Here is a 23383-nt window from a genome sequence, read left to right as displayed (position 1 = left end):
AATTGTATGATAGTAAGAGTTTGTTTTTTTATACGGAAAGGGGATTTTATGAAAGAAACTACTTCATTCTCACAAAAGTTAAAGCAATTTGTATTACTATTTTTTCCGATTTTCGTAACGCAAATGTCATTATTTGCGATGAGCTTTTTCGATACAACAATGTCAGGACATGCAAGCCCAACTGATTTAGCAGGTGTCGCAATTGGAACAAGTATATGGATTCCAGTTAGTACTGGGTTAACAGGAATTTTAATGGCCACGACTCCCATTGTTGCACAGCTCGTTGGATCCAAGAAAAAAGAGGACGTTCCCCACGTTGTCATACAAGCAGTTTATTTAGCAATTTGTGCTAGTTTCGTTGTTATCCTCATCGGTTTCTTCGTCGTTTCACCTATTTTAAACGGCATGCGCTTAGAAGAACCTGTGGAACGTATTGCAGCTCAATTTTTAAGTATTATCGCAATAGGAATTATACCTTTATTCACTTACACGGTTTTACGTGGATTTATTGATGCATTAGGAAAAACTCGAACAACGATGATTATTACATTACTATCATTACCAATTAACGTAATATTAAATTACTTATTAATCTTTGGTAACTTCGGTTTCCCAAAACTTGGTGGTGTTGGAGCGGCAATTGCTTCCACTGCAACATATTGGTGCATTTTAATTATTACAGTCATTATTATTCAGACGAAAGAGCCTTTTGCCTCTTTCAACATTTTCAAACAATTATACCGCCCTTCTCTTTCGAGTTGGACAGCATTCTTAAAGCTTGGCGTCCCTATCGGATTTGCTATCTTTTTTGAAACGAGTATTTTCGCTGCGGTAACGCTTATGATGAGTAATTTTAGTACGACAACTATTGCAGCTCACCAAGCAGCTATGAACTTTGCTTCCTTGTTATATATGACTCCGCTAAGTTTAGCAATGGCAATGACTATTGCGGTCGGATTCGAAGTTGGTGCAAAACGTTTCGATAATGCAAAACAATACGGACTGATTGGAATTGGATTAGCCCTTGCCTTTGCTTTATTATATTCGATTCTTCTCTACTTCTTTGATGATCAAATTGCTTCTATTTATACGACAGATGCAAAAGTTCATCATTTAGCAAAAGAATTTCTTATCTTTGCGATTTTATTTCAAATTTCAGATGCAATTGCAACCCCTGTACAAGGAGCTCTGCGTGGTTATAAAGATGTAAATGTCGCTCTAATTATGACTTTAATTGCTTATTGGATAATAGGTCTACCACTAGGTTATATATTAGCAACGTATACAGAATGGGCCGCAAAAGGCTATTGGATCGGTCTTATTATCGGTCTAGCATTTGGCGCTGCCTTCCTACTTATCCGTCTCTTTCAAGTACAACGAAAATATACAACACAAAACAGCCGCTAATAATAAAGCGGCTGTTTTCTTTATGCATATTTTTTCTTGTAACGTATAATATAATGAAAAAGAAAGGTGGGTACATATGGACGACAAAGAAAAAAAGCAATCATTCGATGAAGAATTTGCCCCTGAAATTTCACCTGGATATCGGCAAGATGTACATAAGCCACCTAAATATAAAAACACTTCGTTTTTAATGGGCATTACCATTTTCGCTGCTGTATTACTCATACTTATCATTTTCGTTTATTTTTGATGAAAGGTGGCCTATTATTATGAAGAAACAAGATTCCAATCGTTCAAAAAGAACTGTTAAAACACAAAAAGGATATGCAGGAGATTCTGTTCATACCCTTAAACAAGTCGAGCAAGGAAATTTATATATTGCTCAAAAAGAACTTGGTCAACAAAATGAAAATCTTTAAAGGCCCTTTATTCCTTGAGGGCCTTTTTATTCCGCATTAAGTAGTACACACCCCAAAATGTTCTATTGAGCAATGAATTTCCTTTATTGTACGCGCTGCTTTTGTTCTAGCACCATAAATATATTATTAACCTTTACAATTTTCACTTCATAATTCAATTTCATTTCGCTTCTCTTACCATTTTCAGTACCCGCAACGTACGCTACAGCTTGATAAAGAAAACTCTCATCGGTCTCTTCACGTATCTCCTCGTTTGTAAATTTATACTCTAAATCTCGAAAACGATTTGGATAATAATTTCCCATTAATTGTTCATACCCTCTATTTAAAAATAGTTCTTCACCTTTTCGTTTCACATCTTCTTTATTAGTAGACCCAAACACTGATAGTTGCTCGGTCACAAAATGCTCTCCTACCTTTTTCATTTCATTATGAGTTAAATTTTCTATACTTTTGTTCTTTAACTCCTTATTTAACTCGTACTGATCAATCGGTTTAAAGGTAGCAAAAACCTCCTCTTTATATGACCAAAACAATATAAAAGCGATACATAGAGAACTGATTAACAGTCTTTTTTTCGTAATGCTCCCGCCCTTCTTCATAATGATAGCTATATTTTAACATATAGAAAGAAAATTCTGATATCATAAAGTGGAATAACTTAACTTAGAAACGAGGAACTTGAATTCATATCGGGTATAGAACAACTGAAAATAATACTGCAGGGATGAGATTACATTCTCTCCCTCTGCTCTCTCTCCTCATACAACATTAACTTTTTATCCATTTCAACAATGACTTTATACAGTTGAAATGCTTGTAAAATTTGCAGTTGAATTCCAAAAGGAGCATTTTGTTCTTTTAACCATTGAAATACTTTTGTTTCATCTTTCATTGATTATTCCTCCCTTTATTAAAATCTGCTATAAATATACGGTAAATGATGAAAAGCTTTTCATGTCAACAACAAAAAAGGATGCAAAGTTGCATCCTTTAATGTACGATATTTTTCTTCTGCTCCGCTTCTTTCTTTACTTCTTCCCCTTGGCATTCACTACGAAATGCACAACTTATACACTCAGAACGAAAATGACGCTCTGTATAATGCTCAGGTTGTTGCAACATTTCTTTCATTCTAGATAAATCAGCCATTCCAGTTATAATATCTTCCTGTTTTGGAATGTACTCATACTTAGTTCCTTCTATTAAATTAATAACTTCAATCTTTCCTGGAAGAACGCCGAAAGCTTTATAACTGAATACTGTCATTAGCTTCTGACAAAGAGCAAGCATTTCCTCATCCGCATCGACGACATACTTTTTAATTACAAACGACCCAGCACTCCACTCACCAACTTCAAATGTCAATGACATGTGGACACCTAACTCTTCCATATATGTTTGAAACTTCTCGTATAAAAACAATGGTGGTGTCTGACTATCATCCTTTTCAACAAACTGTAATAAGTGATCCGTTAGCTTAGCTAATACAATATAGTACTCCGTCTTCGAAGCAAACATATTAATCCTTACTTTTTTCCAATACTTTTCTATTAATATTAAAAGTACAATTTTCGTTTGTTGACCCGCAGGTAGCGTGTAATACTCGTTAATAATTTGATTGACAATCATTTGTGCTATTTGTTGCCATTCAAATGAAGAAGGTTCTCTTCTTTTTATATGACGAAAATAAAATTTATGCGGACAACGCATAAAATCATACAAATGATAATCTGTCATCGTTTTGATTGAGATTTTCTCATGCACTTGCTCTTCATCTCCCTTCTGCCATTAAGAAAGGTGTTTTACAAATTCAGCTCCAAACTGTAAACATTTTTCTACATCTTCATCTTCTGGCGTTAATTCTACTTTTAGTCCTTCTAACACAACTGCTGCCCCGCGCTCTTGTAGCTTTTCTATTAAAATGTCAACTGCCACTCCGTATTTCGGATAAGCCGAATCACACGATCCGAATACTGCCGCTTTTTTCCCAGTTAAATCAATAGAATCCATTGCATCATAAAAATCTAAGAAATCATCAGGAAGATCACCATCTCCCCAAGTATATGCACCTAAAATAATTCCATCATACTGTTCTAATATAGAAGCTTCTGGTGAATCCATAATATCAATAACTTCAATTTCATTTTCTGTTTCACGAATTACGCCGGCAATGTGGTCAGCCATTTCCTCTGTATTTCCACTCATACTTGCAAAAATCATTACTAACTTACTCAACTGAACCTCTCCCTTTACTTTGTATCTCTTTTTCTGTTTGAATGCTCTTCTTCTCATCTACATATTCAGACCGAATTACATTTCTTTGCCATTCCATATGCTGATCAACATCTTTATCTTTATCTTTATTTTTATCTTTTAATCCCCTCCGCAGAAGGTGAAAATTTTTTCTCATTAACATGTCGCATCCATCCTATTGATAATAATTATCAATTTCAACTACTTTTAGATTAATTGACATTGATTATCAATGTCAACAATTATTTTTAAAAAAATGATTAAAATGTACAAGCTTGTCCGTTAGCTATTCATATACTATGAATGAGCATAGTTCTTTCTCAGCCCTCTCTGACGGAAAGAAATAAAAGCAACTGCAATAGAGTGCAGTTGCCTTTTTTTGTTTTTCTATGATTTTAGTAATCTTATAGTCGTCTCTAAAAATAGCTCCACTCCACAAATTAATGCTGATTCATCCACGTCAAATTTCGGATGATGATGTGGATAACAAGTATATATATTTTCATTACCTGTTCCTAATTTAATGAAACAACCGGGTGCTTTTCTTAAATATGCTGAAAAATCTTCCCCACCCATAGAAGGTTCAAGCTTCACAACACGCTCATTCCCAAACAAATGTAGTGCACTTTCTTCTACTATTTTCGTAATATATTCATCATTAATAACCGGATCATATCCATATCGATACGTATATGTATACGATCCTCCATGTGCTTCTGTAATTCCTTTCACAATTTTCTCGATTTTCCCTTCTGCTTCCACCCTCAATGCTTGATTAAATGAACGAACGGTTCCCATTAAAGTTGCTGTACTAGGAATAATATTGTCAGCCGTTCCCCCATGAAATTGTGTAACTGAAATAACCCTTTGCATAAAAGCACTCGTATTTCTTGATACGATATGTTGTAAATTTGTAATAATCTGTGCTCCGATAGCAATAGGGTCTATCGTTTCTTCTGGCCGCGCCGCATGTCCTCCTTTGCCTTGAATTTCAACTGTAAATACGTCTGGTGCCGCCATCATCGGCCCATACGCAATTCCTACCTTTCCGCTTTCCAATCCAGACATAACATGTAAACCTATTACATAATCAACACCGTCCATTACACCTGCCTCAACCATTTCTTGTCCCCCGCCAGGATACACCTCTTCTGCGTGCTGAAAGAATAGACGAATCTCACCTGCAAAATCTTCCTTTATATTTGATAGCACCTCTGCTGTGCTTAATAAAATAGCTGCGTGAGCATCGTGCCCACATGCATGCATCATTCCTTTATTCACAGATGTATAAGATTTACTTGTCTCCTCTTGAATTGGCAAAGCATCTATATCAGCTCGAATCGCAATTACTTTCCCTTGCTTCACACCTCTTTTAATTGCTAGTACACTATACTTCGTCGGTCTCGTTACTTCAAAAGAAGAAAATGAGCATAATGTATCATATATAAATTGCGAAGTTTCTTTTTCATGAAATGATAATTCCGGATACTTATGGAAGTGCCTTCTCCATTTCACGATATTTTCTTCCGAAATTAGATTCTTCCACACTCTATTCATGATAATTTCCTCCTTTTCAAAAGAACTAGAAATTTAAAAGTTTACTCCGTCTTGAATGATTAATAAAAACAAATACTGTATTTTTACGTATTCTTATAGTCCACTTTTATGTATTCACACAATCCACTTTCTATTTACATGTCAAACCCATTACAAATTCATACTGAATGTAATATAATTGCTAAGTTAGGGATTTTCTTTTTTAGTATTTAGTGCTAATATCAAAAAAGAGCCTTTTGACTTATTTTTACCTAAAATGTGGGATTTTGTTTTTTTCACAATAATGTAGGACATGATACCTACAAAGAGCTATTATTTCATTAAGAGAGGGAAAGACATGGAAAGATTAAAAGAGATATGGTCTCGACCACTCACACAATGGGTTGCAAAGACGGTTTATTATCTTGCAATTTTATTTGCATTACTTTGGTTGTATGGATTCCATGATACAAACACAAGTACATTTATTTACAATGAATTCTAGGGTGGGAACGTTATGAAGTTATTAGAACAAATTGAAAAGTGGGCTGCAGAAACGCCTGATCAAACCGCTTTTGTTTGGCGAGATGCGAAAATTACGTACAAACAATTAAAGGAAGATTCTGATGCGTTAGCACATTGGATTTCTTCTGAGTATCCAGACGATCGTTCACCAATTATGGTGTATGGCCATATGCAACCTGAAATGATTGTTAACTTTTTAGGATGTGTAAAAGCTGGACATGCTTACATTCCTGTAGATTTATCTATCCCAGCTGATCGTGTACAACGTATTGCTGAAAATTCTGGTGCGAAATTACTTTTATCGGCAACAGCAGTAACTGTAACTGATTTACCAGTTCGCATCGTAAGTGAAGACAACTTAAAAGATATTTTCTTTACTCATAAAGGGAACACTCCAAATCCTGAACATGCGGTAAAAGGTGATGAGAACTTCTACATTATTTACACATCAGGAAGCACAGGTAATCCGAAAGGGGTTCAGATTACTTATAACTGCCTTGTTAGCTTTACAAAATGGGCTGTAGAAGATTTCAACTTACAAACAGGGCAAGTATTCTTAAATCAAGCACCTTTCTCATTCGATTTATCTGTAATGGATATTTACCCATCATTAGTAACAGGTGGTACACTTTGGGCAATCGATAAAGATATGATTGCGCGTCCAAAAGACTTGTTTGCTTCTTTAGAGCAATCGGATATTCAAGTATGGACTTCGACACCTTCTTTCGCTGAAATGTGTTTAATGGAAGCATCCTTCTCTGAAAGTATGCTACCGAACATGAAAACATTCTTATTCTGCGGTGAAGTGTTACCAAATGAAGTGGCTAGAAAATTAATTGAGCGTTTCCCAAAAGCAACAATTATGAATACTTACGGTCCAACAGAAGCTACTGTCGCTGTAACAGGTATTCACGTTACAGAAGAAGTGCTTAATCAATACAAATCACTTCCAGTTGGCTATTGTAAATCAGACTGTCGCCTTCTTATTATGAAAGAAGATGGCACGATTGCACCTGATGGTGAAAAAGGTGAAATCGTAATTGTCGGTCCAAGCGTAAGCGTTGGATATTTAGGAAGCCCTGAATTAACAGAAAAAGCATTTACTATGATTGACGGTGAGCGCGCCTATAAAACAGGCGATGCTGGCTATGTTGAAAATGGTCTTCTATTCTATAATGGTCGTCTTGATTTCCAAATTAAGTTGCATGGTTATCGAATGGAATTAGAAGAAATTGAGCATCACCTTCGTGCGTGTTCTTACGTAGAAGGAGCAGTTATCGTTCCAATTAAAAAAGGTGAGAAATACGATTATTTATTAGCGGTTGTTGTTCCTGGGGAGCATTCGTTTGAAAAAGAATTCAAATTAACATCTGCAATCAAAAAAGAACTCAATGAGCGATTACCAAACTACATGATTCCACGTAAATTCATGTATCAATCTTCTATTCCAATGACACCAAATGGAAAGGTAGATCGCAAAAAATTATTGAGTGAGGTTACAGCATGACCGCATATGGATCATTTTATTTTTTCGCTATAGTGGGCATTTTATTAATACCTACTATCATAGCTGGATTAAAAGGTAAAATGTTGCGTAAATATAATGCCGTTTTAACATTAGTCATGCTTGCTATTATCTTCTCAGATAAACCAAAGCAAGCAATGATGTTAGCCGCATTTATTATTTGGCAATATGCCCTAATTAAAGGCTATTTAATTTTAAGAAAAAAAAATAATAGTACATTCACATTTTGCATAGCTGTTATTTTATCGATTTTGCCTCTTATTTTGGCAAAAATCGCACCATTTGCATCGTTACTACCTGAGTTAAAACTTGTTGTTTTTCTAGGTATATCTTACGTAACATTCAGAGCAGTTCAAATGGTATTTGAAGTTCGTGATGGTTTAATTAAAGAGCTTTCTTTCTTTAACTTCTGGGAATTCGTTTTATTTTTCCCTGCGATTTCAACAGGACCTATCGATCGTTACCGTAGATTCCAAAAAGATATTCAAAAGCCACCTAGCGCTGAAGAATATCAAAATTTACTATATACAGGACTAAATCGTATTTTCCAAGGTTTCTTGTATAAATTTATTATTGCTTACTTAATAAAGCAATATTGTATGGATCCAGCATTCGCTCAACACGATACAATCTTTTCAAATATGATTTACATGTATAGCTATAGCTTATATCTATTCTTTGATTTTGCTGGTTATAGCTCTTTTGTAATTGGTGTAAGTTATATGATGGGAATTAAAACGCCAGAAAACTTTAATAAGCCATTCCTTAGTCGTAATATTAAAGACTTCTGGAACCGCTGGCACATGAGTTTATCATTCTGGTTCCGTGACTTCATCTACATGCGTTTCGTATTTTTTGCAACGAAGAAAAAGTTAATTAAGAACCGTTACACAATTTCGTATATCGGTGCATTTTTAAACTTCTTCATTATGGGAATTTGGCATATCCAAGGAAGCGCTGTTGCGCAGTATATTATTTATGGTCTATATCATGCCGCACTGTTTATTTTATTCGATATTTTCGAACGAAAAAACAAGAAGCATAAATTTTGGCCAAACAATAAATTCACACGCATCCTTGCGATTGTAATTACGTTCCACATTGTATGTTTCGGTTTCCTAATCTTCTCTGGACACCTTAACAGATACTTTTAATGCACCCTTCTTATTCCATTAAGAAGTTGCACATATAATATATTTCGGATATAAAGGAGATTTTAAAAATGGCAGAATTCAAAGAGCAAGTATTAGATATTTTAGAAGAAGTATGTGAAAACGATATTGTGAAAGAAAACTTAGATGTTCAATTATTTGAAGAAGGTATTCTTGATTCTTTTGCTGTAGTATCTTTATTAGTTGAATTCCAAGAGCGTTTAGATATTGAAGTTTCTATTTCTGATTTTGACCGTGACGAGTGGGCTACACCAAACATGGTTATTAAAAAGTTGGAAGAAATCCGATGAACAAAGCAAAATTTGGTCCGATGCTTTTAGCATTGGCCCTTTTTGCTGTATTCTTACTTATTCCAACGCGCTTCCTACTTCCACTTTTAAGTGATGAAAAAGTAGAACAAGCTGCTACTTCTTTAAAAGAAGAAAAAATTCAAAGTATGATTTTACAGCAAAAGATGTTAGCAGATCCAAAATATCTTCCGATGTACGGTTCATCGGAATTCGCACGTATGGATGCTTTCCATCCATCTAATTATTTTAAAGTAAAGCCTGAAGGATTTACGCCATTCCTTCTTGGACGCGGCGGAACACAAGACCTTGTACATGTGTTAAACTTCGCATCTACAATGGATCAATTGAAAGATAAGAAAATGGTATTCGTTCTTTCTCCGCAATGGTTTGTACCACAAGGTATTGATGAAACGCACTTTGCACCTAACTTTTCAAAACAACAAGGTTACCACTTCATTTTCAACAATGATTTAAAACCTGAAATGAAAAAACAAATTGCAAAGCGTTTATTAAACTTTGAGATTGTAAAAAAAGAAACTTTATTAAAAATCTCGCTTGAAGGCATCGCTTATGATGATACGAAGTATAAAGTAAAAGCACTTGCTGCTAAACCTTTCGCTTATATTTACCGTAACATTTTAGATCGTAAAGATTTATTTACAACTATGTTTAATATTAAACCGCATAAAGAAAAGCTTGACCCTTCATTAAAACAAATGAACTGGGATGAAGCTCGTAAACATGCAGATCAAACAGGTGCAGCAGAATCTGGATCTAATGAATATGGTATCGAAGATGGTTACTTCAATAGCAAAATTAAGAAAAAATTAAAGCAACGTGAAGGTTACTTAAAAAATGATGCTTACGACCAATCGCCAGAATATGAAGATTTACAAATTGTACTTGATTTATTAAAACAATCTGGTGCAAAACCACTCTTCATTTCTGTTCCTGTCAAAGGTCCTTGGTACGACTACGCTGGCTTCCCGAAAGAACGCCGCGAAGCATACTATAAGAAAGTTCATGAGCAAATTGAAAAAGCTGGTTATCCAATTGCCGACTTCTCAAATCATGAATATGATAAATACTTCTTAAAAGATCATATGCACTTAGGTTGGAAAGGCTGGGTTTACATCGACGAAGCCATCCAACAATTTTATAAAGCAAACTAGTGAAAAGACCGCTTGAATTACTCAAGTGGTCTTTTTGTATATATTTTGTAATTGTTCGATTGCATTCTCTGCTTCTTTCATAACTCGCTCCACTACATACTGAGCTGATTCGATTCGAGCTAATGATGCTGCCTGTCCTGCCCAAAGCGACATATATTCTTCCTTATTTTGCTTCGCTGCCTCTTTGCGTATTTTAGAAGTTAATACGTTTTGCACTGGATACATCGGAAGCCCTTCTTCTTTTCCTTCATGTCTCTCTATAAATTCATTCCGAATACCCCGTGCATATTTCCCGGAAAACGCACGAGTTACAGTTGTGCTCGTATCTGTACTATGTAAAACCGCTTCTTTATACACATCGTGCGTAATACTCTCTTCACTTGTTAAAAAGGCCGATCCCATTTGAACACCTTCTGCTCCTAGTACCAATGCCGCAACAAGCCCTTGTCCGTTCATTACACCACCTGCTGCGACAATTGGGATATGCGGAATAGCCCCTACTAACTGAGGTATTAACGCAAAAGTACCGATCATAGCATCTCGTTCTTTCCCAATAAACGTTCCTCTATGCCCTCCGGCTTCGCTTCCTTGCCCGACAATAATATCTACTCCTAACTCGGCAAGTACTTTCGCTTCCTTCACATGGGTAGCTGTTCCGATAACTTTTATTCCACTTCTTTTTAAATCATTTATTTCTTCTTTTTCTAACGTTTGAAATGCAAAACTAACGACCGGTACTTTTTCATCTAATAGCACTTGTAATTGTTCCTTATAGCTTTTTGGAAGCTTTAACGTTCCTTCTACTTCTATACCTAATTCTCTATTTACTCCGCTTAGTAATACTTTCGCCTCATTTACCTTCTCTTCTTCTATTTCTATCTCTTTCGTTACAAGTAAATTAACACCGAACGGCTTATCTGTTAGTTCTCTTATTCTATAAATCGCTTCACGAATTTGTTCTGGGCTCATATAGCCCGCTCCAAGCGTCCCTAATCCTCCGCTATTACTTACTGCTGCAACAAGTTCTGGCGTCGTAATCGCGCCTGCCATACCGGCTTGAACAACGGGATACTCAATTTTTAATATGTCTGTTACTCGACTTGTAAACATCATTTCCCCTCCTATTTCCTTTATATCTTCTTTATTTGATAAGCTTTCCCCTGCTTTTGCAAGGGTTGAACTTCATATGAAGCGAATATATTGAAAGAGAAGGAGGCTGAGCTTAATGATTTATCCAAATGCATTAAAACAAGGTGATACAGTAATGATCATTGCACCATCTGGTCCACCTACAATCGAAAATGTATTACAAGGTGTGAATGTATTACAAGAGATGGGGTTATCCGTAATAATCGGGAAGAGCGTTTACGAGAAATATGGATTTTTAGCCGGAAGTGATCAAGTTCGGCTTGACGATATACATGAAGCATTTACAAATAATGAAGTGAAGGCCATTTTCTGTGCACGAGGTGGTTACGGAAGTGCTCGTCTCCTCCCTCACATTCAATATGAAATCATTCGGCAAAACCCTAAAATCTTTTGGGGATATAGCGATATTACAGCTTTACATACTGCTGTTTCACGTTATGCAAAGCTTATAACATTTCATGGTCCGATGATTGAAGAACTAGGAAAAGGTATTGATTCCCTATCTTTATCCTCTTTCAATCAGCTATTCCATCCGTATTCAACCATTTTATCTGCATCAGAATGTATCGTATCTAGCTCTCACAGTACAGTTACAGGTACGTTAGTTGGAGGAAATTTAGCTGTGTTAACAAGTATAATTGGCTCGCCCTACGAGATAAATACGGACAATACACTTTTATTACTTGAAGACATTGGTGAAGAACCGTACCGCATTGACCGTATGTTAAATCAGCTACTTTTATCTGGAAAGTTTAATGAATGTAGGGGCGTTATTTTCACAAGTTGTCACGACTGCACTCCTTCAAAGCCATCTCAATCATTGCAAGCAATATTATATGAATATTTCGCACCATATCATATACCGGTCCTATTCGGTTTACCAATTGGACATATAAGTCCAAACATCGGTATTCCACTTGGAGCTACAGCGACAATAAACACGAATAATAAAACAGTCTCTATTTCTTCCGGTATAGCCACTCCATATTCAAATTAAAAAGGAAAAGCGATTACGCTTTTCCTTTTACTTATAATAATTAAAAATTCGTCCAGATGAGATATCTGCAATTTCTTCTGGAATAAATGTTTTACTTATATCAGTACCAACATTTAATACAGCTGTAGCATCTTTCTCAATGCTACCAAATAACTCTTTCCCACGTATCGTAATAAGGGGCGTTCCTTCTGGCAACACATCTTTTACAAATTCCATTTGTGTAAAGAACGGAACGATCCATCTACCTTCTCCTTGGAAATGACGCAAACGAAGTATTCCCTCTGTTGCCCCGTCCTCTGCTTCTAGTGAACCAGCAACATAAAACTCAGTAGATAAGAGCAATTCATAAAATTCCTTTTGCTTCTGTTTATCATCCCCTGCTACAACAAGTACCTCTTCTAATTTCTTTACTGAAATTTGCTCCATATGATGCCACCCCTATTTTCAAAATGATTGTACTTAGATTATACGAAATATTCTTATTTTTTTCTACATAATTTACAATTATTTTCTTAAAATAATTTTAATACTTCTTTTGTCGTCACAATCGTAGCAAACTCTTCATGTAAATTTACAAGTGTCATATTGTGAATATCTTCTGCACTATACTCCTTACCATCTAAACCTTTACGGTTAAAAGTAGCCGTTGCATCACTCACTAAATATGTTGTAAATCCTAAATTCCCTGCCATTCGTGTTGTAGTTTCCACGCAATGATTTGTCGTTAATCCTACAACCACTACTGCATTACATTTGTTCTTTCTTAATTGCTCTTCTAAATTTGTCCCAATGAACGCGCTGTTAACGAATTTCTGAATAACCACTTCACCAAGTAGTGGTTGCACTTCTTCTTTAAAGTTTACCGTTTCCGCTCTCTCATAAAACATTGACTGAGCATTTTCTTTATTTACATGCTGAATATGAAAAACTGGTCGTTCCCTTTTTCTCCATTCTTCTAATAAAATTCTCATGTTTTCTTCAGCAAAAATATTATTTCTCTCGCCCCAATCTGGTAATTGAAATGCCTTTTGTACATCGATTATGATAAGTGCTATTTGATTTGTCATCATTTCCCCCTTAATTTGGCTGTAATTGAAATAGAAAACCAAGTTGTTGTGACGCAGTAATAAAGCAAACATAGGCGCAAAGCTCTACAATTTCTTTTTCTGTCCAATATTGTTTTAATACGTGAAACATAGTATCATCTATTGCTTTTCGGTCATGAACAAATGTATGCGCAAAAGTAACGGCTACACCAATCTCCTCTGCCTTTTGCATATCATCAGGTCTTCCTTTTGCCATACAGTACGGACATTCATTCCCATACGCTAATGTTCTTCTCACTTGCTCCTTCAACTCTGCTGAAAGAGTTCCTTTATTGTACAGTGTATCTTCTAACGTACTCCACGAATGTAATATATCCGAATTATGCCCTAATAACTTTTGAAACTTTGTATCTCCTACATTTGATAATGAAATTCTCTCCATCATTTCCCCTCCTATTTCCTTCTGTTTTATTGTAAAATAAATAACGTTCACTTTACATTTCATATGAATCTTAATTTATATTTTCCCTTTACAAAAATCATTATTTTACTGGAGGTATATTTACAAATGCAATTAGACCGTGTTGATCGAAAAATTTTAAATGAATTATATAATGATAGTCGCCTTTCGATGCGTGAATTGGCGAAACGAGTAAACTTATCTGCTCCGTCTACTGCAGAACGTGTTCGTAAACTCGAAAGTGAAGGCGTTATCCAAAAATACACAATCGATATCGATTATAAAAAAGCAGGACTTGTTTTAGACTGTATTTTAGAAATCACTTTAAAAAATGGTGATACAACACGTATGCAACAGTTTATTCAGTCCTATCCATCTGCAAGTTTTTGTTACCGCGTAACAGGAAGCTTATGCTACATTGTAAAAATTTCTGTTCCTTCACTCGTTGAACTTGAAGAATTTATCAATGATGTTTCTTCATATGCAACGACTGTTTCTCATATCGTATTATCAGAAATATCTCTTACTCCTGATATTGAACATATCTTTCCAGAAGATTAATTAATTTTTATTCATAAAATATATAAAAACCCCTTACAATAAGAATAAAAATAATATATTATGTATTAAAATACATAAAGTTCGAGAAAGGGGCTTTACATTGAAAATCTGGTTTTATGAAAAAACGGCACAATTAGATGACTTGCTTGGTATTTGGGACAATGTTCCAACCATCCCACGAATTGGTGAAAAAGTGGAGATTTTAAAGACGGTCCGCACTGTTACAGATATTAAATATGTAAAGAACGGTAATAATTTTCGTGTAGAAATTATTACAAATTAAAAAGTAGCTCCTAAGGAGCTACTTTTTAATTATCTATTATGTGCTTTCTTTATAACGATTTTATCTTCTTCTACAGATACTGTTACATAATCATTTTCTTCTAACCGAAGCTTATTTACAGCCTCATCTGGTAACTCTATGGCCATCAATCTATCGGTTACGATCACTTGACTATACACTTCATTTTCTTGTGATGAACTCACTACTTTTTGCTCATTTATAAAACGTACTCGTGGCACGCCAACTTCTTTTACTGTACGCCATTGTTTCCAAACATAAGGAATTAACCAAAGTAATCCAACAACTGTAAGACCAATACCAATCCATAAATTACTTTGCGCTTGTAATTCAGTAATTGAGATTGTACCACTTTCTTCTCCACCGAAAAATTGCATACTTGTTGCAATGAAATTATTTAGAGCGTGTACAGCGATATTCGTCCATATGTTATGTGTCTTTATGTATAAAAGACACATAACAACACCAAACATGAACGCACCAATAACATCAAAATGTCCTAAGCCAAAAATAATGGAAGATATAATGACAGCTTTTTTAATCCCCCATTTATAAGCCATTCGCTGTAAAAAGAAGCCCCTAAAAATAACCTCTTCCATAATTGGTGCTAATACACATGCTGAAATGAAAGTAAATATCGTCATATATATGTTACTCGTATTAATAACATTTCCGTCTTCTAACATAGTAACTAAGAAATTCGGTAACGTATGTGCTAATATGTAAAATTGAATATGAGATATACCGACTGAAAAAATCATTCCCATTATCGTTGCTAATACAATTAATACCCACGGTAAACGTCCTGGCTTATCAAAAAAACTATTAAATACAACATTATTTTTATTGGTTTTTACGTATAACCAAAATAATGGAAATACAAAAAACACAGTTATTTGTGAAATAACCTCCATCGTATTCTTAGAAACATTTGATAGACCTAATGGGATCATCGTAAGGAACAACCCTATAATCATCCATCCAAAAAAGCTACGTAGTCTTATACGTGAAAATGCATAGTGCATATAGAACACCCCCAAAGATAATAAAAATAACTGGTTGGATAGCTAAATTATAATATGAATATAGTTGAAAATCTTCCTATTTCTCTCATATACTTTCAAACAGCTTATCTCTTAAAATATATAGTAATCATTTTATTTAATATACCGTATCGCTTTCCTTTAAGCTGAAAGATAGGAGAAAGTTATGTAATAAAAATCCCCGTTTTTACAAGCGGGGATTTCTTTTATTATAATACGTCACGTTTTTGGAATAATGCACTTGATGCTACAAGTAATACAACAAAGTATGCAGCTACAAGTAATAATGAAGTTGTAAACGTAAATTCTGTAAATGTAGGTTCTGCTCCGCCACTAATTAATTTATTACTATCGTAAGCTCTTAAATCCAAATGGAAGAATACTACAAACTTCGCTACACCTTTTGCAAACATCATTAGTGCCATATTAATTGCTCCTTGTAAAAAGAAGAAGAACATCGTGATAATTAATGGTAATACAGATTTTCTAAATATGTTTGCTAAGAAAAATGCAAGCGTCGCAAAGAAGAACGGTGAAAGTACTTGATATAACATAGATTTCATTACGATTCCTACTGTTAATTCTGTTTTACTACCATCCATTACAATTCCGCCAATCATCATTGAAATGATCGTGCTAGCAAATATGATAAATACTATAGTAAGTAACACTGTAATATATTTAGAGAATAAAACTGTCATTCGTTTTCTTGGACGGATTAATAATTGCTTAATTGTACCTTTTTGGAACTCATCCGTAATCATACGAGAAGCAATCGTAATTCCAAATATCGTTGCAAATAAAGTAATTAAACCAATCTCTGAACTTACAAAATCTAAATATGAACCTTTAAATTCACTTCCGTCTCCCCATTTCAGCATCACTAAAACTCCCAAAATCTCCAATACCGCAATGACACCAATTAAAATATACATACCTTTTTTCGCATGCAACTTTAAAAATTCATTTTGAATTAATTTAAACATTATGCTTTCACTCCCCCTGTAATTGCTAAGAACTCATCCTCTAACGTTTTATTTTGAACAGTAACTCCGTATACAAGCACATCGTCATTTACTAATTTCTTTACAAGTTGTGGAATTTCTTCTTTCGTTATAGATACTACAATGACATTTCCTTGCGCCTTACCTGTAATGATTTCATTTGCTTTCTGAACTTCATCTACTTCAAATGCTACAACGACTGTCTCATCATGTTTCGCTTGTTCATGTAAGTTGTACTCTTGTACAAACTCCCCTTGCTTAATAATAACGACGCGATCACACATGAGTTCAATTTCACTTAATAAGTGACTTGATACGATTACGGCAATATTCTCTTCTTTCGCTAAACGCTGCAAATAATCACGAATTTGGCGAATACCAGCTGGATCTAATCCATTTGTCGGTTCATCTAAAATTAAAATTTTCGGCTGATGAAGTAATGCCTGTGCAATTCCTAAACGTTGTTTCATACCAAGTGAATATGTTTTTACCTTTTTATGAATCGCATGCTCTAATTCAACCAGTTTTACAATTTCAGCAATGCGCTCTTTACTAATTGGTATAATTGCCATGTTCGCAAAATGCTGTAAGTTTTGCATTCCTGTCATATAATCATATAGTTCAGGATTTTCTACAATCGCTCCAATTTGCTCTAGCGCCTTTTCACGCTCCGTACGAATACTATGACCACAAATTGTAATATCGCCCTCTGTCATTGAAATAAGACCTGTCATCATACGGATCGTCGTTGTCTTACCGCTACCGTTTGGTCCAAGGAACCCGTATACTTCCCCTTCACGAACTTCAAATGATAAACCGCGGATAATTTCCGTTCCACCAATTTTTTTTCGAACATTCTCTAACTTTACTACTACGTTTCCCAATGCCGATTCCTCCTTTAGACTTCTAATTTTTTATCGATTATGCGACCTGTTATATAAACAAGTAAAACAAATATACTGATTGAAAAAGTAATACTATATAAATTCATAAGACTTTCTGGATATAGTATGAGATTTATATCCACTGATTCATCTATATAAAATGATTTTTTAATAAAAGTAGGTGTAGGCGCAAGTCGGCCCAGCATTTCATATATTAGATTGATTACTTTCGTTACTAGTAAAAATAGGAAGAAAATAATTACATACTCCATTTTTTTCTTTTTCAAAGAAAACACTTTCACACCAGCTACTGTAAAAAGTAAAACTAACAATATACTTGATAAATTAAATACATATAACACACTACTAAATAATTGTTTTACTATATCTAGCTCAATTGTACTTTCCGTAAATAACATTCCATAGAGTTCTGTACCTTTTATTACTTTCATCGAAATACTATAGACAAACATAGTACCTATTACTTCAAAACACATGAAGCTAATTGCCGCATATGACAATATTGCTAAAACAATTTTTTTACCCGATATCGGTGTTAATCGAAATAATGTACTTTCGGTCATTTTCCCAAATGCATTCATTGCCTGCAGAAATACTAATACTGCAAAAATCATATAAACTAAGAATACTACAGCAATAATAATCATTTGCCTTACTTCTCCCGATTCTTGTTTAATATAATTCCCCATACTTACAAAAGCGACAGCTACAATAAATATGAATGACAATAACGAAATAAAAATTTGTTTTTTATTCGCATTGTACATATATATTAAACTGGCCTTCATCTACTAAACACCTCCTTAAACAAATCCGTAACAGCTTTTCCTCGTTGGAAGCGTAACTCCTCTACATTTTCATGAAGTATACTTTCACCATCTTTTAAAAAGATTACTTCATCAAAAATGTTTTCCACTTCTCCAATTAAATGTGTTGCAATTAAGATCGTACAATCTTCGCGATAAAACTGTAAAATAAGTTCTAATACATGTTCTCTAGAAACAAGATCAATTCCGCCAAGCGGTTCATCTAGTACGTATAACTTCGCTTTCCGAGAAAACGTTAAAATAATTTGTAGCTTTTCAACCATACCTTTTGATAAAGCTGTAATTTTTTCTTCTAACGGTATTTTAAACTCCGCAATCGTATCTACTGCTTTTTGCATATCAAAGTCTTTATAAAAATCTCGATAGAAAAATAAAGAATCTTTTACCGTCATCCAATCATCAAATACTGGTTTATCCGACATAAAAGAAACAATTTCTTTCGTTTCCAATCCGACCTTTTTACCAGCGATTGTAATACTCCCTTCGGAAGGATGCTGCAGACCCGCAATCATTTTCAATAACGTCGTTTTCCCGCTCCCGTTATCTCCAACGAGTCCTATAATTTTCCCTTCCGTAATCTCTATGTTTAATTCACGGATCACTGCTTTTAACCCGTATCTCTTCCATAAGTTTTCTATTTTTAATAACTCTGTCATTCGCTCTCCTCCCTTTTCTCATGTAATGAAGAACGAAGAATTGTAAGAATTTCTTCTTCTGAAAAACCTAAATTGTCCATTCCATCTATAAAAGAGTGAAGTAATTCTTTCGCCATCTCTTTTCGCAGCTCCATAATTTTCTCCCCTTCATTCGTTACATATCGTCCCATTCCTCTGCGCGTTACAACAACTCCATCTCGTTCTAGCTCTTGAAATGTACGTTGAATCGTATTTGGATTTACTTGTAATTCACTCGCTAATTCACGTACAGAAGGAATTTTATCACCAGGCAATAAATGTCCTGTTACAATTTCTTTTTTTATGTATTCCATTACCTGAATGTAAATTGGTGTATTTGGAGAAAACTCTATTTTCATTTCTTCCCTCCTCTTGTACCGGTGTACTAGTTAAATAATACACTGATACAAAAGGATTGTAAATACCCATTTACTTACAAAAAAATTCTATCCGTTAGCTGGATAGAATTTTTCAAACAGAAATTGTTATATGAAAATAATAGTGTTATGTAAACAAAACCATAAAGAAAAGCTGTCTTATCAATGAATAAGACAGCTTTTCTTTATGATCATATATTAAAAATTAAACACGAAGTCATCATCAGATAACTTTTCAACATTCGTTGCTTTTACGTAACCATTTCCTTTTACAGAGAAGAAATCATGGTTTTTCGTATCTGTACGTAAACCATTTAAAACGATTGGGTTAATTTCTTCTTCTTCAAACTTCGGCTCAAGTCCTAAGTTCATAAGTCCTTTATTCGCATTGTAACGAACAAAACGATTTACATCTTCTACAAGACCGATAGAAGTGTAAATTTCTTCTGTGTATGCCATTTCGATTTCATATAGTTCCATTAATAACTCTTGCGTTTCTTTTTGCACTTCTTGTTGATCTTCTGCAGAAAGTTCCGCGAAGATTTGTTGTGCTAAAATACCGACGAATACGCCGTGAATTGACTCATCACGAATTATTAAGTTAATAATCTCACCACTCGCCGTCAGTTTTCCTTGACCAGCTAAGTAAAGTGGATAGAAGAATCCACTATAGAATAAGTAACTTTCTAAGAACACACTTGCTACCATTGCCATGTATAACTCTTTTTTCGTTACTTCAGGTTTTAATAAACGACGATAGTAACTTGTAATAATACCAGCCTTTTTCTCAAGTAACGGATGAGTATCTACCCATTCAAAAATCTCATCGATTTCTTCTTCAGTAGCTAATGTTGTAAAGATATGACTGTAACTCTTGGCATGTACTTCTTCCATAGCACCCATGAAAGCTAATACACTTTTCGCTTGTAAATTTTCAAGATGAACAAGTACAAGTGGCATCCCTTCGCCGCCTTGTTTCGTATCTAAAAGTGTTAAACCACCTAATACACGCTTATAAGCAATTTGCTCTTCTTTCGATAATTGCACCCAAGTATTTTTGTCAGAAGACACCGCGATTTCTTCTTCTGTCCAAAACTGAGCGATGTTTTGCTTCCAAAACATTAAACTAAAATCATCTTCTTTTTTGTTCCAGTTTACCGCACGCATTCAATCGCCCCTTCTCTAAATAAACATGAAAAATTGATAACTGAGCATGAGCAGGGTTCAGAAAACCCTGCTCATCATGTCTCGCTTTTTATATTAAACAGTACAAGCCACACACTCTTCCACGCTTAATTTACGCGTTCTCGTATAATACAGACTCTTTAAGCCTTTTTTATGTGCATAGATGTAGTAACGTGCTAATTCACGTGTTGAAATATCACTATTAACGTAAAGAATTGTACTAATTCCTTGGTCAATATGTTCTTGAATTTCTGCGATTAAATCAATTAATTTAAACTGATTCATATCGTAAGAAGATTTATAGTACCAGAACGTATCTTTTGATAAATACGGCATTGGATAATATGTTGTCGCATTTGCATATGTTCTTGATTCGATTTGACTTACGATTGGCATTACGCTTGAAGTTGCATTTTGAACGTAACTGATCGATTGTGTTGGAGCAATTGCGAGACGATATGAGTTGTATAAACCATTCTTCTGCACTTGCTCTTTTAAACTTGTCCAATCTTCTTTTGTTGGAATATGAATTCCTTCAAATAATTGCTGAACTTTTTCAGTTACAGGACTGTAATCTGTCGTTTCATACTTTTCGAAGTATGTGCCATTCGCATAATCAGATTTATCGAAGTCTTTAAATGTCTCGCCTTTTTCTGTAGCGATTTCCATACTTTTCTCAATAGAATAGTAATTTAACATCATAAAGAATGTACGAGCGAATTCTTTCGCTTCTGCACTTTCATAAGCGATTTTATTTTTTGCTAAATATCCGTGTAAGTTCATTGCTCCAAGTCCAACTGAATGAAGCTCGTCATTTGCTTTTTTCACAGTTGGTGCATTCGGAATAATCGTCATATCAGAAACAGCTGTTAAAGCTTCCATTCCCGCATGAACTGCTTCACGAATTTCTTTATTTTCCATTACGTTTACGATATTTAACGATCCTAAGTTACAGTTAATATCACGACGGATAATGTCATCTGTACCGTAATCATTTATTTCTGAAGTTTCTTGAAGCTGGAAGATTTCTGTACATAAGTTCGACATCTTCACAGTTCCAATATCCTTCAATGGATGTTGATTATTTGCATTTGATTTAAACATTAAGTATGGGTAACCAGACTCAAGCTGAATCATAGCGATTTTAATAAGCATATCACGTGCACTAATATCTAGTGGCTTCTTCTTCACTTTCGGATTGCTCATTAATTCATCGTACATTTCATCAATGTCAATATCATCTAAATGCTTGCCATATTCTTTATAAACCGTATAAGGCGCGAAAACATGGAAAGGTTCGTTTTTCTCAGCAAGCTCAAAGAACTTACTTGGAACGATAATTCCGATTGATAGAGACTGAATACGGCTCTTCTCATCGGCATTTATTTTTTTTGTATCAAGGAATTCAATAATATCCCAATGGAAAATGTTTAAATATACTGCACCGGCACCTTTTCGTTGGCCAAGCTGATTCGCATATGAAAACGAATCTTCAAGCAATTTCATAACAGGTACTACGCCACTTGCAGCGTTGTCGATACCTTTAATTTGCTCACCACGTGCACGTAGCTTAGATAAGTTTAAAGCTACTCCCCCGCCGATTTTTGATAATTGCATCGCAGTATTAATGTTAAAGCCAATTGAATTTAAGCTATCATCCATCTCTAACAAGAAACAAGACACCATTTCTCCTCTTCTGCTTCTTCCCGCATTTAAAAAGGTTGGTGTCGCTGGTTGGTAGTTTTGTTTTACAATCATGCTTGCGAATTGTCTTGCTTTCGAAACATCACCGCGTCCTAAGTATAATGAAACAATTGCTACACGATCTTCATAGCTTTCTAAGTATTGTTTTTGATCATTCGTTTTTAACGCATAATCTTTGTAGAACTTAGATGCTGCCATATAAGATTGGAACTCGAAGTTTTCACCATAAGCGATGTTATATACTTCCTCTACTTCCTCCAAGCTATACTCGTCCAGAACGTTGTAATAGTAATCATGTTCTTTCATATACTCCATTCGCTCTGCCACGCTATTAAAAGGAACGGTATTCTCTCTAGCTTCTTCCATAAAGACTTCTAATGCCTCTTTATCTTTATGAAGCTGATAAAAACCGTCCTGCATTTGCGTGATTTCATTATTCAGTTCAATGTGTCGCAATCTCCCGCACCCTTTCCTTAAAATATTCTACATCGTTATTTGTTCCAGATAACTCAAATTTTGATACAATAGGCACTTCATATTTAGTAGAAATCTTGTCAGCACTTGCACCGAACATGTCTCCCCAGTTACGATTGCCGCTTGCAGATACGCCTTTTAATTTTTCATTATTGCGCTCTAAAAAGTCTAAAACACGTTCTGGTACATTTCCAAAACCTGTTGTATACGTAATAAGAATAAAGTCTTCATCTATTACTAGATCTTCATCAATTTGAACGGCCGGCATATTTAATTTGTGAATGAAACGCTTCACGTTTCCTGTCATAGAATCATATGCAACTAACATTTCCGACCCTCCCTCTCAAATCTATATTCTCTATATGTTGTTCTTG

The 23383-nt window shown here is 34.8% G+C and carries 30 protein-coding genes; 11 read left to right on the top strand and 19 right to left on the bottom strand.

The annotated features are described in order from the left end of the window. The first annotated feature begins 48 nt into the window (after window positions 1–48). From BHV55_RS07330 to BHV55_RS07320, 3 genes are all read left to right on the top strand, one after another. A complete protein-coding gene (locus BHV55_RS07330; RefSeq protein WP_000665550.1) occupies window positions 49–1407 on the top strand; it encodes an MATE family efflux transporter in 1359 nt (452 codons plus the stop codon). A 76-nt stretch (window positions 1408–1483) separates the two neighbouring features. Continuing rightward, window positions 1484–1657, top strand: coding sequence for a hypothetical protein (locus BHV55_RS07325; RefSeq protein ID WP_000341062.1), 174 nt, complete (start codon window positions 1484–1486; stop codon window positions 1655–1657). A gap of 19 nt (window positions 1658–1676) precedes the next feature. Then, window positions 1677–1826, top strand: coding sequence for a hypothetical protein (locus BHV55_RS07320; protein ID WP_000743742.1), 150 nt, complete (start codon window positions 1677–1679; stop codon window positions 1824–1826). Window positions 1827–1909: 83 nt separating this feature from the next. Here BHV55_RS07320 and BHV55_RS07315 read toward each other — a convergent pair whose 3' ends face one another. From BHV55_RS07315 to amaA, 6 genes are all read right to left on the bottom strand, one after another. Further along, on the bottom strand, window positions 1910–2428 hold the full coding sequence (locus tag BHV55_RS07315) for a hypothetical protein (RefSeq protein WP_000715261.1): 519 nt from the start codon (window positions 2426–2428) through the stop codon (window positions 1910–1912). 131 nt (window positions 2429–2559) lie between these two features. Further along, entirely contained in the window at window positions 2560–2721 is a 162-nt protein-coding gene (locus BHV55_RS07310; protein ID WP_000651088.1) for a hypothetical protein, read from the bottom strand. 98 nt (window positions 2722–2819) lie between these two features. Next, complete coding sequence (locus tag BHV55_RS07305; protein WP_000544577.1) at window positions 2820–3593, bottom strand: hypothetical protein; 774 nt, start codon at window positions 3591–3593, stop codon at window positions 2820–2822. Between the two features lie 24 nt (window positions 3594–3617). Then, window positions 3618–4064, bottom strand: a complete 447-nt coding sequence (locus BHV55_RS07300; RefSeq protein ID WP_000041153.1) for a flavodoxin — start codon at window positions 4062–4064, stop codon at window positions 3618–3620. Then, window positions 4057–4245, bottom strand: a complete 189-nt coding sequence (locus tag BHV55_RS07295; protein ID WP_000929019.1) for a hypothetical protein — start codon at window positions 4243–4245, stop codon at window positions 4057–4059. Before BHV55_RS07295 ends, BHV55_RS07300 begins: the two co-directional genes overlap by 8 nt. Before the next feature lie 224 nt (window positions 4246–4469). Continuing rightward, window positions 4470–5639: an N-acyl-aliphatic-L-amino acid amidohydrolase gene (gene amaA / locus BHV55_RS07290; RefSeq protein ID WP_001082785.1), complete on the bottom strand. Its 1170-nt coding sequence runs from the start codon at window positions 5637–5639 to the stop codon at window positions 4470–4472. Window positions 5640–5976: 337 nt separating this feature from the next. Here amaA and BHV55_RS07285 point away from each other — a divergent pair, with 337 nt between their 5' ends. The 5 genes from BHV55_RS07285 to dltD all read left to right on the top strand — a co-directional run bounded on the left by BHV55_RS07285 (window position 5977) and on the right by dltD (window position 10302). Further along, complete coding sequence (locus tag BHV55_RS07285; RefSeq protein WP_000440293.1) at window positions 5977–6123, top strand: teichoic acid D-Ala incorporation-associated protein DltX; 147 nt, start codon at window positions 5977–5979, stop codon at window positions 6121–6123. 12 nt (window positions 6124–6135) lie between these two features. Next, complete coding sequence (dltA, locus tag BHV55_RS07280) at window positions 6136–7650, top strand: D-alanine--poly(phosphoribitol) ligase subunit DltA (RefSeq protein WP_000770512.1); 1515 nt, start codon at window positions 6136–6138, stop codon at window positions 7648–7650. Then, the gene (gene dltB, locus BHV55_RS07275) at window positions 7647–8822 is read left to right on the top strand and encodes a D-alanyl-lipoteichoic acid biosynthesis protein DltB (protein WP_058840295.1); all 1176 of its coding nucleotides are present in this window, start codon (window positions 7647–7649) and stop codon (window positions 8820–8822) included. The genes dltA and dltB overlap by 4 nt, the downstream gene beginning before the upstream one ends. 68 nt (window positions 8823–8890) lie before the next feature. Then, a complete protein-coding gene (gene dltC, locus BHV55_RS07270) occupies window positions 8891–9130 on the top strand; it encodes a D-alanine--poly(phosphoribitol) ligase subunit DltC (RefSeq protein ID WP_000807310.1) in 240 nt (79 codons plus the stop codon). Next, window positions 9127–10302, top strand: a complete 1176-nt coding sequence (gene dltD, locus BHV55_RS07265; protein ID WP_070757155.1) for a D-alanyl-lipoteichoic acid biosynthesis protein DltD — start codon at window positions 9127–9129, stop codon at window positions 10300–10302. Before dltC ends, dltD begins: the two co-directional genes overlap by 4 nt. A 21-nt stretch (window positions 10303–10323) precedes the next feature. On the opposite strand, the gene BHV55_RS07260 is transcribed toward dltD, so the two are convergent. After that, window positions 10324–11412: an NAD(P)H-dependent flavin oxidoreductase gene (locus BHV55_RS07260; protein WP_070757156.1), complete on the bottom strand. Its 1089-nt coding sequence runs from the start codon at window positions 11410–11412 to the stop codon at window positions 10324–10326. 115 nt (window positions 11413–11527) lie between these two features. Between BHV55_RS07260 and BHV55_RS07255 the strand changes: the two genes are divergently transcribed. Further along, a complete protein-coding gene (locus BHV55_RS07255; RefSeq protein ID WP_070757157.1) occupies window positions 11528–12448 on the top strand; it encodes a S66 peptidase family protein in 921 nt (306 codons plus the stop codon). A 27-nt stretch (window positions 12449–12475) separates the two neighbouring features. Here the strand turns inward: BHV55_RS07255 and BHV55_RS07250 are convergent, their stop codons facing one another. The 3 genes from BHV55_RS07250 to BHV55_RS07240 all read right to left on the bottom strand — a co-directional run bounded on the left by BHV55_RS07250 (window position 12476) and on the right by BHV55_RS07240 (window position 13936). Beyond that, window positions 12476–12874: an SseB family protein gene (locus BHV55_RS07250; RefSeq protein ID WP_000435266.1), complete on the bottom strand. Its 399-nt coding sequence runs from the start codon at window positions 12872–12874 to the stop codon at window positions 12476–12478. An 86-nt stretch (window positions 12875–12960) separates the two neighbouring features. Continuing rightward, on the bottom strand, window positions 12961–13515 hold the full coding sequence (locus tag BHV55_RS07245) for a cysteine hydrolase family protein (RefSeq protein ID WP_000184430.1): 555 nt from the start codon (window positions 13513–13515) through the stop codon (window positions 12961–12963). Between the two features lie 10 nt (window positions 13516–13525). Beyond that, window positions 13526–13936: a carboxymuconolactone decarboxylase family protein gene (locus BHV55_RS07240; RefSeq protein ID WP_000439753.1), complete on the bottom strand. Its 411-nt coding sequence runs from the start codon at window positions 13934–13936 to the stop codon at window positions 13526–13528. Window positions 13937–14062: 126 nt separating this feature from the next. Between BHV55_RS07240 and BHV55_RS07235 the strand changes: the two genes are divergently transcribed. Continuing rightward, a complete protein-coding gene (locus BHV55_RS07235; RefSeq protein WP_001175495.1) occupies window positions 14063–14515 on the top strand; it encodes an Lrp/AsnC family transcriptional regulator in 453 nt (150 codons plus the stop codon). A gap of 100 nt (window positions 14516–14615) precedes the next feature. Beyond that, entirely contained in the window at window positions 14616–14798 is a 183-nt protein-coding gene (locus BHV55_RS07230) for a DUF3913 family protein (protein WP_000707107.1), read from the top strand. Window positions 14799–14827: 29 nt separating this feature from the next. On the opposite strand, the gene BHV55_RS07225 is transcribed toward BHV55_RS07230, so the two are convergent. The 9 genes from BHV55_RS07225 to nrdI form a co-directional block, all read right to left on the bottom strand. Next, window positions 14828–15841, bottom strand: a complete 1014-nt coding sequence (locus BHV55_RS07225; protein ID WP_070757158.1) for a CPBP family intramembrane glutamic endopeptidase — start codon at window positions 15839–15841, stop codon at window positions 14828–14830. A 227-nt stretch (window positions 15842–16068) separates the two neighbouring features. Beyond that, complete coding sequence (locus tag BHV55_RS07220) at window positions 16069–16845, bottom strand: ABC transporter permease (RefSeq protein ID WP_070757159.1); 777 nt, start codon at window positions 16843–16845, stop codon at window positions 16069–16071. Beyond that, window positions 16845–17747 carry an ABC transporter ATP-binding protein gene (locus tag BHV55_RS07215; protein ID WP_070757160.1) on the bottom strand — a complete coding sequence of 301 codons (903 nt, stop codon included), beginning with the start codon at window positions 17745–17747 and terminating at the stop codon, window positions 16845–16847. Before BHV55_RS07215 ends, BHV55_RS07220 begins: the two co-directional genes overlap by 1 nt. A gap of 14 nt (window positions 17748–17761) precedes the next feature. Beyond that, on the bottom strand, window positions 17762–18556 hold the full coding sequence (locus BHV55_RS07210; RefSeq protein WP_070757161.1) for an ABC transporter permease: 795 nt from the start codon (window positions 18554–18556) through the stop codon (window positions 17762–17764). Next, window positions 18553–19251: an ABC transporter ATP-binding protein gene (locus tag BHV55_RS07205; protein ID WP_070757162.1), complete on the bottom strand. Its 699-nt coding sequence runs from the start codon at window positions 19249–19251 to the stop codon at window positions 18553–18555. The genes BHV55_RS07210 and BHV55_RS07205 overlap by 4 nt, the downstream gene beginning before the upstream one ends. Continuing rightward, window positions 19248–19628 (bottom strand): GntR family transcriptional regulator, encoded by a 381-nt coding sequence (locus tag BHV55_RS07200; RefSeq protein ID WP_000687513.1) that lies wholly within the window; start codon window positions 19626–19628, stop codon window positions 19248–19250. The genes BHV55_RS07205 and BHV55_RS07200 overlap by 4 nt, the downstream gene beginning before the upstream one ends. 216 nt (window positions 19629–19844) lie before the next feature. After that, entirely contained in the window at window positions 19845–20813 is a 969-nt protein-coding gene (gene nrdF / locus BHV55_RS07195; protein WP_070757163.1) for a class 1b ribonucleoside-diphosphate reductase subunit beta, read from the bottom strand. Window positions 20814–20906: 93 nt separating this feature from the next. Continuing rightward, window positions 20907–22991 carry a class 1b ribonucleoside-diphosphate reductase subunit alpha gene (gene nrdE / locus BHV55_RS07190; RefSeq protein WP_001215839.1) on the bottom strand — a complete coding sequence of 695 codons (2085 nt, stop codon included), beginning with the start codon at window positions 22989–22991 and terminating at the stop codon, window positions 20907–20909. After that, window positions 22978–23337 (bottom strand): class Ib ribonucleoside-diphosphate reductase assembly flavoprotein NrdI, encoded by a 360-nt coding sequence (gene nrdI / locus BHV55_RS07185; RefSeq protein WP_000959447.1) that lies wholly within the window; start codon window positions 23335–23337, stop codon window positions 22978–22980. Before nrdI ends, nrdE begins: the two co-directional genes overlap by 14 nt. Window positions 23338–23383: the final 46 nt, after the last annotated feature.

It is taken from the genome of Bacillus sp. RZ2MS9 (assembly GCF_001816185.2).
In the GTDB taxonomy this organism is placed as follows: Bacteria; Bacillota; Bacilli; order Bacillales; family Bacillaceae_G; genus Bacillus_A; species Bacillus_A cereus.
The sequence above is the reverse complement of the archived record's forward strand: the minus strand, read 5'-3'. Positions and strand labels throughout refer to the sequence as shown.